Below are 12600 nucleotides of genomic sequence, written 5' to 3' on the forward strand. Positions count from 1 at the left end.
GAACAGACGAAGCGAATTCCTTATCGTGAAATAGCACCACGGGAAACCATCATAAAGCAAGAATCCCTTCCAGGCAACTGGAAGGGATTTTTTTGTGATGGTAGTAAACAATATTTTATTTGCTTGACAGCATTTCAAATTATAGTAGAGTCAATAGATATCCAAGCAGTGAACCCCCAATTACTATGAAGGCACTGTTTATTTTTTTATATCCAAAAGCGAGAATGAGACTTATTATGGCAATAAAAATTGTTCGCCAATCGGTGAGGGTGTCCTGACCCATAGAGAAGCATACCGAAATGATGATGGCAACCGAAGCCACATTAACAGCATCTAAAAAAGCAGCTGCTAGTTTTGAGTTACGCATTTTCTTAACCAGTGGATTGAGCAAGGCCACAAAGACAAAAGAGGGAAGAAAAATTCCAATTGTAGACACAACAGCACCATAAAAGCCATTTATTTGATAGCCAATAAACGTTACAGATGAAAACACAGGCCCAGGTGTAAATTGTCCTACTGCAATTGCATCAATTAATTGTTGGCGGCTGAGAAGGCCTGTTGACACAAGTTCTGTGTCCAAGAAAGCAAACAACACATAACCACTGCCATAAAGGATTGCACCAATCTTTAGGAATATCAAAAAGAGATTAAAATTGCTTACTGAAAGAAGAAAGGTGTTGCTTAAATTCAAAAAAACAAAAGGGAAAAAAGATTTTAAAGAAGTAGACTTTTCGTTTCGGAAGTATTGTATAAATAGGCTTATGAAGCCAGCTCCAAAAAGCAAATAGATCTCGTTGAAATTTAAAAGGGAACAGATTAAAACTAAAAATCCAATCAGAACTAATTCAAATGATTTTAGTGCTTTTTTTGCCAATGGAACTATTGCAGTAAGAATGATCGCGATGATGGCAGGCTTGATACCGTAGATAAAAGGTTGCACTTCGGGAAGCTGTCCATACAATTTATACAGCCATGCAAAAACTCCAGTGATGCAAACAGCAGGAAGTATAAAGCACAAACCAGCAATAATCAGTCCTTTCCAGCCTCCTTTTTCATGGCCGATATGGATTGCCATTTCTGTGCTGTTTGGACCCGGAATCAAGTTTGTGGCACCAATCAGGTCTAAAAAATGTTGTTCGGTGAGCCATTTTCTTTTGGTGACCACCTCTTCTTGCATCATGGCAATGTGAGCGGCAGGGCCACCAAAGCCAATTGTTCCAAGTTTTAAAAAGAGTGCAGCGATGTCCTTTAGTGAAACTTTATTATTCATTTTATAACTACTTAAGCACCGTCATATTGGTCCAGCTTCTTTTGAATGGAAGCGGCAGAAATTCCGTGTATTAGAACCGAAAGGATGATGGTAACGGCTGTTAATTGAATTAATTTTTGAGATTCGGTAAAGGTAGTTTGGCCCAAAGCATACATCAAATAATATAACGAACCCACACCCCGAATACCATAAAACGAAAGGGTAAACTTCTCAAAATTACTGATGCCTTTTTTTCCTACAAGTGAAATCCATCCCGCAAGAGGTCGGACGAGAAGAATAAGAATCAATGCCGTAAGGATAAGTTTAGGATCCATCAAATCGGTTATATTAGAAGCCATGTACACACCAATAACTACAAATAATAAGGCTACAAATATACGTTCAATTTCTTCTGTAAAGTCATGCAAGCTGTCCATGTGTTGGGCATTTTTTTCACCGTAGCTAAAAGCAGTTGCCGCTAAAAAAACCGCAATAAAACCATAACCGCCTACTATTTCCGCAATAGCATAAGGCAAAAGGGTCAAAGCCAATGACAAAATGCCTCGGCTAATTTTCGACTGCTGATTTTTTGATGTAAATCGGAAAACAACTTTATAAAGAAGCCATCCCGAAACAAGTCCGATGATTACACCGGCTACAATTTTATAGACAAATTCCATCCAAAACCACTCGGTAATCCATTGCGAATAATCGGTGCCTTTTGCTACTAGAAAGATGGCAAAATAGGTAAAAGGAAAGGCGAGTCCATCATTAATTCCTGCTTCCGAAGTAAGGGCGAGGCGTGTTTTCGAGCTGTCTTTTTGGCTGGGTTTTGTCGTTTGCAAGTCAGAGGCTAGGACGGGATCAGTTGGAGCAATGAGTGCTCCAAACAAAATCGCTGCTGCAGGAGTAAAGTCAAGTATCCAATGGCTGGTGTAGGCCGAAGCCACAATCGTTATCGGCATGGTGATCAAAAGCAGCCAAAACGAATATTTCCAAGTAGTCCAGGAAAACGGATCCTTGATTTTTAAACCCGCATTGGTTAGGGCAACAATGACAACGAATTCGGTAATTTCTTCGATAACTTTCACATTGTTTAATGGAGCAATAGAAGCATAATGATCACCAAAAATATAAATGAGCACTCCAATCCCGATATAAATTATGGGAGCCGTAATGTTCTTGTTTTTAAGGACGTTTGGAATCGTAGCTGCCAAAAGCACTACCATTCCTATGAGGAGAAGGTGAATATTATAAGGACTAAAATCAAAAAATGTAGCAGTTGCCATAAAGGAAAGTTTTGGGGATTAACTTTTCCTAAATTTAAAGAAAATACTTAAGACGGGACAGTGTTTTGGGCATTTTTTAGGGATACGGTTAGTAAAAACGTGCGAACTGTTGAGGATTCAGAGCGAAGGGGTTTTAGGCTTGCAGTTTTATTTTGTTTGTCCCATCGAAAGGATGTGGGAGAGAGCTGGGCCCGTATTATTCTGTTTTAATTTCCGCAAGAATTAGTTTGTCAGCTTGCAATTCCACTATTTTATAAATTTTTCCTTTTAGGTTAATAGGTTCAGTGGTGGTTAAAACCCATTCACTTTCATTTAGACTCCATTTTCCCTTATAATTATGAGTCCGCAACCTAGTGTCATTTCCACAAGGTGCAGAATATCTATTATAAAATTCTCCGTTTTTTAGTATTTCAACCCTTAAGCCATATTTATGGTCAGTTGCTTTTCGTTTTTCAAAAATCAGATTGTCACCTTCTCTGTTATATTTCGAATACCAAACTCCAATTAAATCACCAGAATTAAATTCAGCCGATTCATTTTTTTGTCCATAACTCAATTGGTTGCTGAACAGAACCACCAGAATTATTATTAGAAAGTTGTTTTTCATAATGTTTTTTTGCTTGAGTATAATGTTTTGGTACTAACCAGCGTTTCTTGCTCAAATATAATTACTTCCCATCAATCGGTCACCAATTCCTGTTTTTCTTTTCTAAAAAGAAGTAAAATCAATCCTAAAGAAAAAAGCAGGCAACTTAGTACCATATACACTCCATCTTTCAGTATAAAAAATGAAAAACCTACAGCAGGTGCGCCAATTATAACCATTAAGGCTTTTAGAGTATGGGTTTTAATAAAGTTTGAAGCGTGAGTTGCTAATCCAATAAAGAGCAAAGAGGGTCCAATAATTATAAAAGGATATAGGATTGATGGAGTATTGCTAATGTGTTCGCTCAATTCCATTCTAGCAGTATCGTCATTTCCAAAACTCCACATTATAAAATCAATAGTACAAAGGCCTATATGGGCAATAACTCCTAAAGCAGTTAGAAAGGAAGCAACGGAATTTAAATTGTTTTTTGGAAACACTTTATTAAATGAAAGGAGTAATGTTGCCCCAATCAGATTCAACCAATGCGCAAAATCTATGGGTTCCTGAAAATACGCTACTTTAGAGCCTTGAGAAAACAGCATATAACTCACAACAAAAAACAATAATCCGATTAAACAAATACTTTTTGGTTTCATAATTTTTCTATAAAGACAGCTATCTTGAAAATGTGTTCTATTAATTTAGGTTTGCAGTTTTATTTTGTTTTTGCAATGCCAAAGGATTTGCGCGATCAATGTCATTAAGTTAAGCGGTTTAGTTGTCATTCCGAGGAACGAGGAATCTCACAAGTAATTCCGTAATGTGAATTTGACAATGGGATTCCTCGTTCCTCGGAATGACAAAATTGACGCTTTATATCCTTAACTTAATGACATTGTTCGTGAGGGAGCGGGGAAACGGCTGTTGGCAGCAGTTAAAAGTCATTATAAATTTGACTCTTTGTAATTATTCGTGTTGAAAGAATTTTCAATTGCTTTGTTGTGCATTTATCTTCATAAACCGTATTCAATAGTGTCAAAATTTCTGGAATATCATTTTCATCTTCAACAATTATATATGATATATCATCAAAAGAAAATTTGATACTGCAATTTACAAGCTTTATGTTATGTGTTTCCTTATCTTCCTTATAATTTTTACCAGCTATAAATAAAGGCGCGCCTTCAAGTTCCTTTAATCCTGCAACAAATCGCCACTCTCTTTCATCATAAAATCTATAAGTTTCAGAATTTATCTTTCCGTGTATTAATTTACCTTCATAATTTTTGCAATGAGAAAGTATAGCAATATGTTCACTTTGAAGATTTATGTCATTTGACTTTGCCTTTCTTAATTCAATAATGCGTCGATATTGCTCACCAATGTTCTTGGTTAAGCGAGATTCTTTTTCTAAATATAGAACTGGATTTAAACCAGTTGCTTTCGCCCAAGATTTGGTTAAGCCTATCGCGTAAGAGCCATATGAATCGATATGATTTTTTACTTCTGATAAAGGAATGTCACAAAATGAAACCATTGGGAAGGCAACACTTAAATTTGGACCATTTTCGATCATTATTCTCTCTGAACAATATTTTAAATTAAATCCTTGAGAAGTAATTATTCCTTTCAAGTTTTCTACCTTATTGGTATAATGTATTACTGAATTTGTACTGATTGCCATGTTGCGTTTTGTATTAATTGCTGCCAACGTTCCCTCGCTACAAGAGGTTTGAGATTAAATTAAGCCTTATTTTCGGATTTGCCTAAATTTCCCAAATACAAGACCATTTTCAAATTAAACCAAATGCCCAAATCTCTTGTAGCAAGTGTTACCTGCAGTGCTTTTTATTTACGATTAATTTGATTTGAAATTATTTTCAATTTACTTTCTATATTTTCTATTTCTGAATTTCTTGTGATCGTTACATATGCGTTGATTGTGAAGGTCAGGATAGCTAATATCAAAAGTATGGTGACTGACCAATTTCTAATTATGTCATGGTATTTTTCTCTTGATCTTTTTTTTCCTTCATCAAGATATTTTTGATTGTAAAAAGAAGCAATACCAATTTCCGTAATTGCGTGATAAAACACATAATACTCTTCTTCCTGACTATATATCTCTTTTTGATTTTCTAGATACTGAATTTGCTCAACGATTTTATTTTCTGAAAAATCAACGGTTTCTACCAAGTCTGACCAAGTTCGAGCAATTTCTGAAACATGCATATTATCTGGACCAGTTCCTTCTGACCTTTTCTCATGAAGCGACTTTAATATTGCATGTCGAATTTTAAATTTATTTTCCATACTTTCTACAATAGCATTGCGGGTAACTTGTTTATTGTCTAACATCATCATACCTATCCCTACGAAAACGGTTGTATAAGTCTGATTGACCTACTCCCTAGTAGTATCGTAAAAATATACAAAAAGAACCTATAAACACAAATTTTATGTAGAAGAATTACTACTACTTTCCCGTTAACTCTCGCACTCCATTTACACTTTTCCATGCCAACTATTTTTAATAAAAAAACTGCAAGGTTTTAGATTTGCAGTTTTATTTTGTTTGTCGGCACGAGCAAGATGCTCGCGGTCAATATAATTAAGTTAAGCCGTTTAGTTGTTCTTCCGAGGAACGAGGAATCACACAAGTAGCTCCGTAATGTGAATTTGACAATGGGATTCCTCGTTCCTCGGAAAGACAAAACGGACTGTTAATATCCTTAACTTAATGAAATTGTCCGTGTACAATAAAGGGAACGACGACAATACTGAAAAAAAAAGCCCATTCAATTCAGAATAGGCTTGAGATTTATGCTTCGTTATCGCTTGCATACCATTCGGCAAAGGACGATTCGGTTTCTTGTAGTTTTAGTGAAAAAAGAACGATGTCTTGTGGCAATCGGTCTTGGATTCTTTTGGCAAAATCGATGACCATGTTTTCGCTCGTTGGTTGATAATCCACTAGAATCACGTGGTGTCCTCGGTTTTTGAGTTCGTTTGCAAGCTCGATATGGGGTGTGGTTTCGTTGAAAACCGTGGCGTGGTCAAACTGGTCGACAATTTCTTCCTTGACAATTTTTTTGAGATCAGTAAAGTCAATCACCATTCCGAATTTCACATTGTCCCTGTCGGTTATTGGTGTTCCGATAACGGTTACCGAGAGTTTATAGCTGTGTCCGTGAACGTTTTTGCATTTGCCGTCATAGCCATAAAGGGCGTGTCCTGTTTCGAAGGTAAATTGCTTGGTGATTCTGATTTTACTCATGATGGGTTTTCTTTGGGGACAAATTTACAAATTTATTGCTTAGGGTGTTTTGGAAACGGATGTCCTAGCCCTGATGGAAGCGGCATCCTTTTCCTTTTTTCTTTAAAAAGGAAAAGATAGAGCGGACAGCGGGAATAGCTTCTTAAAAAACTACTTCTTGAACTGTTCTAAGGCTTTCTTGGTAAAGTCGGAAAGGACGAGTTTCCCCGAAATGGCGGCACGATCGTAGAGCACTGTTTCCCAATGATCCGTGTTTTCCCAGAGCACTTTTTTCATGGCAGAAAGGGCTTCGGGGTTATAATTGGAGAGCTTTTCAGCAAATATATTCAGGGCATTATCGAGTTCTTCTATGGTTTCAAAAACTTTTGCATAGAGTCCTTTTTGCAGGGCCCACTGGGCAGTTTGCCATTCATCAGCAGCAAGGGTGAGTTCGGCTAGACCGCTAACACCCACTTTTCTTTCGACAGCGGGAGCGATGACAAACGGGCCAATCCCGATGGTAAATTCAGATAATTTGATGCTACTGTTTGTGGTTGCAAATACATAATCGCAGGCTGAAGCCAGACCCACACCACCACCAACGGCTTTTCCTTGAACGCGACCGATGATGAGTTTGGAACATTTTCGCATGGCATTGATCACATTGGCAAAGCCCGAAAAGAACTTGGCACCTTCGTCGAGATTCGAAACCGCCAAGAGTTCATCGAAGGAAGCTCCTGCACAAAACACTTTTTCGCCTTGGCTTTTTAATACAATTATGGCAACTTCTGGATTGTTGCTCAATTGGTTCAACTCGTCAGTCAAGAGCTGCAAAAGCTGACTCGGAAAGGAATTTCCAGAAGGATGATGAAAGGTTATTGTAGCGATTTTTTGATCGATTGTAGTATGGATTGCACCATTTTGGAGGTCTGTGGTCATGTGGTAATTTTTAGTAAAAATACAAAAAGAGGCTTAATTGTAGGGATGTAGAAGGTAATTTGACAAGTATTTTGCATCTTAGTCGAAATTCGAAATCTTTTTTGCAAATTGTTTTGTAATTATAGTATATTTGCCCTCGAAGGGGGATTAGCTCATTTGGCTAGAGCGCTTGCCTGGCAGGCAAGAGGTGACCGGTTCGAATCCGGTATTCTCCACAAGTATAAAACCGCAAAGATCACTAGATTTTTGCGGTTTTTTTTGTGTTTTATGAAGTAGCTATTATGAAGTTGGCAAAGGAGCTCCTACTGCAATTTCGCAACGGTGTCCTGGTTGTCCGTGTGGCGGATTCATTCCCGGAGCCGTTGGTGCTACTGCTGCATTTGTAGGCTGAGTCAATGTTGTTTTTGCAGCTGGTTTTTCTAAAGATGTTGGTTTAGGAACATTATGTGGTGCAGGGGCATTCGCTTTTGGCGAGTTCAAAGGCGCTCCAACGGCAATGTCACAACGGTGATTTGGTTGTCCGTGTGGCGGATTCATACCAGCTGCTGTTGGAGTGGCTCCTGCAGTTGAACTTTGAACCGGAGCCACCGGCATTGGTGTTGATGCTGGAGCAGTTGTTGTCGCATCTTGAGGTGTTACCTCGATCGGGTTTTCTGGAGTTGCCACTGCTTCGGTCAAGGGAGTTTCTGAACTATCTTGTGGCTCTAATTCTTTCTTGCAAGAAGTGAAGAATATAGAAGCAACGAAAACCAAACTTAAAATTGTTTTTGTATTCATGGGATTATTTTTAATTTAAAGAAAATCAAATATAAAACTTTAAAATCCTTTTCGAAATACATTAACATAAAATCATGAACAAAAACAATTTTAACAAAAAAAAGAGACTGTTATAACAGCCTCTTTCTAATGGGTTAAACTTCGGTTCCGCAAGTGCAGTTGCTACCACAGTTACAGTTTTCGCATTTACAGTTTGGATTGTCGCATCCATTATTTCCTGTTGTTTTCATGATTTCTAGTATTTAAATTATTAGTACTACAAAGTTAGAGCACCAGTTATGGTTTGCTTTATGCAAAAAAGGGGAAGATGTATATAATTTTTGGATTCCTAAAGGCTGTCGATGGACTTTCGTTTCTCGTTTCCAATCTTCTTGAAGAGGGAAGGCGAGAGTCCCGTTACCTTTTTGAATTGAGCCGAAAGGTGATGCACACTGCTAAAACCGGTTTTGAAAGCGATTTCGGTTAAGGAGAGTTGGTCGTAAACGAGGAGTTCTTTTACCTTCTCGATCCTTTGAATGATAAAAAACTGCTCGATGGATTTTCCTTCAATCGACGAAAATAAATCGCTCAAATAACTGTAGTCATAATGAATTTTGGAAGTAATAAAAGCCGAAAGATTTACTTTTTTATCCGAGGCATCGAGAAATTCAAGGATGCGCTTTTTGATGTCTTCAACGATTTTATTGATTCGGGTTGCAATTAATTCAAAGCCTACCTTTTTTAGTTCGGCTTCAAGGTTTTTTAGTTCAGATGGGTTTAATTCTTGTGCCACAACCACTTCTCCAAGATCGATCCTCTGGATTGGAATGCCTAGATTTTCAAAGATGTTTTCTACCGAAAGAATGCATCTCGGGCAAACCATATTTTTGATAAGAAGGAGGTTGTTTGAACTTTTCATACTACAAATTTAAACTTTTTATAAATAAGGAAAAGGGCTGTTTTATCGATGTTAATTAACAAATGTTGTACGTTGATATTCCTTAGATTTGTGATAGCAATTTCCTCCAGAAGCAATTTCTGCAAAGAACTTCCTCTACTTATTTTACACTAAACGAAACGAATATGTCCGACAGAATACGTGAAAAATTAACCATTCTTGCAGATGCTGCAAAGTATGATGTTTCCTGCTCGTCAAGCGGAAGCAATAGAAAAAACGACAGCAAAGGTCTTGGCGATGCGAGTTCTTCGGGAATTTGCCATACCTATACCGAAGACGGACGATGTGTTTCGTTACTCAAAATTTTGCTGACCAATCATTGCATTTTCGATTGTGCATTTTGCGTTTCCCGAAAAAGCAATGATGTGAAACGTGCCGCTTTTACGGTAGAAGAAGTCGTGGAATTGACGATGAGTTTCTACCGAAGAAATTATATAGAAGGATTGTTCCTGAGTTCGGGAATTTTCAAGAATGCCGATTATACCATGGAACGTTTGGTGCGAATTGCCAAAAAGTTACGTCTAGAAAATAATTTCAACGGCTACATTCATCTGAAAACCATTCCAGGTGCAAGTCAGGAATTGTTGACCGAAGCAGGATTGTATGCCGATAGGATGAGTATCAATCTGGAAATGCCAACCGAAGCCGGATTGAAATTGCTAGCTCCAGACAAATCGCATGATGATGTCAAGAAACCACTTTCGTTTATCAAGGACAGTATCATTCAATTTAAGGATGAGAAAAAAATCATCAAAAGCACGCTAAAGTTTGTTCCGGCAGGGCAAAGCACCCAAATGGTGATTGGGGCCACTCCCGAAACCGACATGGAAATCATGTACAGTGCCAATGAATACTATAAGAATTATGATTTGAAACGGGTGTATTATTCGGGCTATATTCCGATTAGTTATGATACCCGAATGCCGATGATTGGAAGTCAGCCACCACTTTTGCGGGAAAACCGATTGTATCAAACTGATTGGCTGATGCGTTTTTATGGTTTTGATGTACACGAAATTTTAAATGTAAAAAATCCGCATTTGGATGTAGATATCGATCCGAAACTGAGTTGGGCACTCCGAAATATGGAACAATTCCCGATAGATATCAATACTGCCGATTATAAGATGATTCTCCGTGTTCCCGGAATTGGAGTAGGGTCGGCGAATAAAATTGTACAGGCTCGGAAATTTGGCAAGCTTCGTTCGGATCAGTTAAAGAAGATTGGAATTGCCTATAATCGGGCGAAATATTTTATCAGATGTGCCGATAGTGTTTTCCAATTGAATACACCCGAAGCGTTTACGGTTAAGAACCTTATTTTATCCGAAAGCAATAGCAAATATTTGAAAGTACCCCAAAATCAGCTAAGCCTTTTTTAATGATAACGTATGTTTTTGACGGAAGTCTGGAAGGTTTGCTGACAGCGGTTTTTGAGTTTTATGAACGAAAACCGGGCAAGATTCAGTTGGTAAGTCAGGTACATTTTCAACCGACTTTTTTGGAAGAAACCTTTGAAGTTGTGAATGATGAGGCTAAAGCCAAAAGAGTCTGGGCGGGTTTGTGCAAGAAAATAAGCCCCGATTGGCGAAGCCGTTTCTACAAATGTTATCTCTCCGAAACACCTGAAATTTTCCAGCATCTGTTTGATTTTGCCTGCTATATTTTTGACAATCCAAAAGGTGCCGAAGATAATTTCGGACATCCATCAGTAATCGCCCTTTCTAAAATGGACAAAAGCGTGAACCGTGAAAAGCATCGGATGAAAGCTTTTATCAGATTTCAAGAAACGGGTGACGGTATTTTTTATGCTCCAATTGAACCCGATTATAATGTGTTGCCGTTGATTTCCTCGTTTTTCAAAAACCGATATGCCGACCAAAAGTGGATTATCTATGATTTGAAACGGAAATACGGTTTGTTTTATGATTTGGAAAAAGTGGAAGAAATCATTTTTGATTATGTTCCCGAAGTAAAGAAAAGCAATGTGCACCTGCCTTCGGAGGTGTTGAACGACAAGGAAGAATTATATGCTTTGCTTTGGAATGATTACTTCAAGAGCACGAATATTCCTGCGAGAAAGAATATGAAATTGCATATTCAGCATGTTCCGAAAAGGTATTGGAAGTATTTGACGGAGAAGCAAAATAGGTAGTAGCTTATAAAGATTTGAAGTTGATATTGTCATGAAGAGACCTAACAGGTTTTCAAAACCTGTTAGGTCTTCCGTGAAAATAAAAAAAGCCTTTCCGTTAAGAAAGGCTTTTTAGGTGGTCCCACTTGGAATCGAACCAAGCACCTACTGATTATGAGTCAGTTGCTCTAACCGAATGAGCTATAGGACCAGTTATGAGGATGCAATATTACTACTATTTTCGTTTTGGTGCAACTATTTTCGGTTTTGATTTGCTGTTTTTTTGCGTTTTGAACCCGTTTGGTAACTCACAAAATCCTAATATTCTAAAAATCAGCTTTATTTTATTTCCTGGCAAAGCTCGATCAGAACACCATTTGTTCCTTTTGGATGCAGGAAGGCTACAAGTTTGTTGTCGGCTCCTTTTTTTGGTGTTTCGTTTAGGACGGTAAATCCTTCTGCTTGTAATCTTGCAATTTCAGCAACAATATCTTCTACATCAAAGGCAATATGGTGGATGCCTTCGCCTTTTTTTTCTAGGAATTTTGCAATCGGGCTTTCGGGAGTTGTGGCTTCGAGGAGTTCGATTTTGTTGGGTCCGTTCATGAAGAAGGACGTTTTTACGCCTTCGCTGGCTACTTCTTCTTGTTTGTAGGGTGGGGCTCCAAAAAGTTTTTCGAAAAGTGTGTTGGAAACTTCAAGGTCTTTTACGGCAATACCGATGTGTTCTATTTTTCTCATTTTGGTTGGTTTGGGGCAAAGTTCGGAAAGTTTTTTGGGATTCAACACAAAGTTTGCACACAAAGGTCTCGAAGTTTAAATAATGCCTAAAGTTTTTCAGCTAGCCCCGATGGTGCCATTGTTTGAGCTCTTGCAACTGCCGTAAGAGCTGTTGCAAAGCGAGTGGCTCCAGCGGGAACATGGATGAAACAAATGCCCGAGCTCCCGAAGCTTCGGGATTGCTTCTAATTATCATCAAAAAAAGATAAAACTTTGTGGCTTATTGACTTTGCCTCGAAAAATCGTATTTTTGCAGGATGGAAACAAACAGACAGAAAAAAATAGGCGGGGTGATCCAAAAAGATTTGGTGGATATCCTGCAGGGTGAAGTGAGAAAAAACGGAATTTCGAATTTGATAATTTCGGTATCCAAGGTTGTAGTTACGACAGATTTGTCAGTAGCGACGGTGCATTTAAGTATATTTCCTCAAGAAAAAGCGGCCGAAACTTTGGCGGCTATAAAAACAAATTCGGCTTTGATTAAGCACGATTTGTCACAAAGAGTGCGTTTGCAATTGCGAAAAGTGCCTAACTTGACGTTCTTTATCGACGACTCTCTGGATTATATCGAGAAGATTGACAATGCTCTTGCGGCAAAGGAAAATCCGATTGAAAACCGCGATTTGTTAGAAAGAAGAAGAAAATCGTAA

At 38.1% G+C, this 12600-nt stretch carries 14 protein-coding genes and 2 tRNA genes; 4 read left to right on the top strand and 12 right to left on the bottom strand.

The features are described 5' to 3' along the window. Nucleotides 1-139: 139 nt before the first annotated feature. From chrA to G508_RS0114575, 8 genes are all read right to left on the bottom strand, one after another. A complete protein-coding gene (gene chrA / locus G508_RS0114540; protein ID WP_026706008.1) occupies nucleotides 140-1270 on the bottom strand; it encodes a chromate efflux transporter in 1131 nt (376 codons plus the stop codon). An 11-nt stretch (nucleotides 1271-1281) separates the two neighbouring features. Beyond that, nucleotides 1282-2538 carry a cation:proton antiporter gene (locus G508_RS19110; protein ID WP_035694909.1) on the bottom strand — a complete coding sequence of 419 codons (1257 nt, stop codon included), beginning with the start codon at nucleotides 2536-2538 and terminating at the stop codon, nucleotides 1282-1284. A 196-nt stretch (nucleotides 2539-2734) separates the two neighbouring features. Beyond that, nucleotides 2735-3145, bottom strand: a complete 411-nt coding sequence (locus G508_RS0114550) for a hypothetical protein (RefSeq protein ID WP_026706009.1) — start codon at nucleotides 3143-3145, stop codon at nucleotides 2735-2737. 71 nt (nucleotides 3146-3216) lie between these two features. Then, the gene (locus tag G508_RS0114555) at nucleotides 3217-3783 is read right to left on the bottom strand and encodes a hypothetical protein (protein WP_026706010.1); all 567 of its coding nucleotides are present in this window, start codon (nucleotides 3781-3783) and stop codon (nucleotides 3217-3219) included. 278 nt (nucleotides 3784-4061) lie between these two features. Then, entirely contained in the window at nucleotides 4062-4811 is a 750-nt protein-coding gene (locus G508_RS0114560; RefSeq protein ID WP_157486047.1) for an abortive infection system antitoxin AbiGi family protein, read from the bottom strand. A 164-nt stretch (nucleotides 4812-4975) separates the two neighbouring features. Next, on the bottom strand, nucleotides 4976-5491 hold the full coding sequence (locus G508_RS0114565; RefSeq protein ID WP_157486049.1) for a hypothetical protein: 516 nt from the start codon (nucleotides 5489-5491) through the stop codon (nucleotides 4976-4978). Nucleotides 5492-5948: 457 nt separating this feature from the next. Next, a complete protein-coding gene (locus G508_RS0114570; RefSeq protein WP_026706013.1) occupies nucleotides 5949-6404 on the bottom strand; it encodes a 6-pyruvoyl trahydropterin synthase family protein in 456 nt (151 codons plus the stop codon). A 150-nt stretch (nucleotides 6405-6554) separates the two neighbouring features. Then, entirely contained in the window at nucleotides 6555-7322 is a 768-nt protein-coding gene (locus tag G508_RS0114575) for an enoyl-CoA hydratase/isomerase family protein (protein WP_026706014.1), read from the bottom strand. A gap of 141 nt (nucleotides 7323-7463) precedes the next feature. On the opposite strand from G508_RS0114575, the gene G508_RS0114580 reads away from it, so the two are divergent. Beyond that, nucleotides 7464-7537 (top strand) — tRNA-Ala (locus G508_RS0114580). A gap of 64 nt (nucleotides 7538-7601) precedes the next feature. Here G508_RS0114580 and G508_RS19645 read toward each other — a convergent pair. Together G508_RS19645 and G508_RS0114590 are read right to left on the bottom strand one after the other, a co-directional pair. Continuing rightward, on the bottom strand, nucleotides 7602-8099 hold the full coding sequence (locus G508_RS19645; protein ID WP_051197675.1) for a hypothetical protein: 498 nt from the start codon (nucleotides 8097-8099) through the stop codon (nucleotides 7602-7604). A gap of 328 nt (nucleotides 8100-8427) precedes the next feature. Continuing rightward, entirely contained in the window at nucleotides 8428-8997 is a 570-nt protein-coding gene (locus tag G508_RS0114590) for a helix-turn-helix domain-containing protein (protein ID WP_035694911.1), read from the bottom strand. 164 nt (nucleotides 8998-9161) lie between these two features. On the opposite strand from G508_RS0114590, the gene G508_RS0114595 reads away from it, so the two are divergent. Continuing rightward, complete coding sequence (locus G508_RS0114595) at nucleotides 9162-10418, top strand: putative DNA modification/repair radical SAM protein (RefSeq protein WP_026706016.1); 1257 nt, start codon at nucleotides 9162-9164, stop codon at nucleotides 10416-10418. After that, a complete protein-coding gene (locus tag G508_RS0114600; protein ID WP_026706017.1) occupies nucleotides 10418-11191 on the top strand; it encodes a TIGR03915 family putative DNA repair protein in 774 nt (257 codons plus the stop codon). Before G508_RS0114595 ends, G508_RS0114600 begins: the two co-directional genes overlap by 1 nt. A 116-nt stretch (nucleotides 11192-11307) precedes the next feature. On the opposite strand, the gene G508_RS0114605 is transcribed toward G508_RS0114600, so the two are convergent. Both G508_RS0114605 and mce read right to left on the bottom strand, forming a co-directional pair. Continuing rightward, a tRNA-Ile gene (locus G508_RS0114605) sits at nucleotides 11308-11381 on the bottom strand. 128 nt (nucleotides 11382-11509) lie between these two features. Then, nucleotides 11510-11911: a methylmalonyl-CoA epimerase gene (mce, locus tag G508_RS0114610; protein ID WP_026706018.1), complete on the bottom strand. Its 402-nt coding sequence runs from the start codon at nucleotides 11909-11911 to the stop codon at nucleotides 11510-11512. A 296-nt stretch (nucleotides 11912-12207) separates the two neighbouring features. On the opposite strand from mce, the gene rbfA reads away from it, so the two are divergent. Next, nucleotides 12208-12600: a 30S ribosome-binding factor RbfA gene (rbfA, locus tag G508_RS0114620; RefSeq protein ID WP_026706019.1), complete on the top strand. Its 393-nt coding sequence runs from the start codon at nucleotides 12208-12210 to the stop codon at nucleotides 12598-12600.

The sequence above is a fragment of the Flavobacterium soli DSM 19725 genome (assembly GCF_000422705.1).
GTDB classification, from domain to species: domain Bacteria; phylum Bacteroidota; class Bacteroidia; order Flavobacteriales; family Flavobacteriaceae; genus Flavobacterium; species Flavobacterium soli.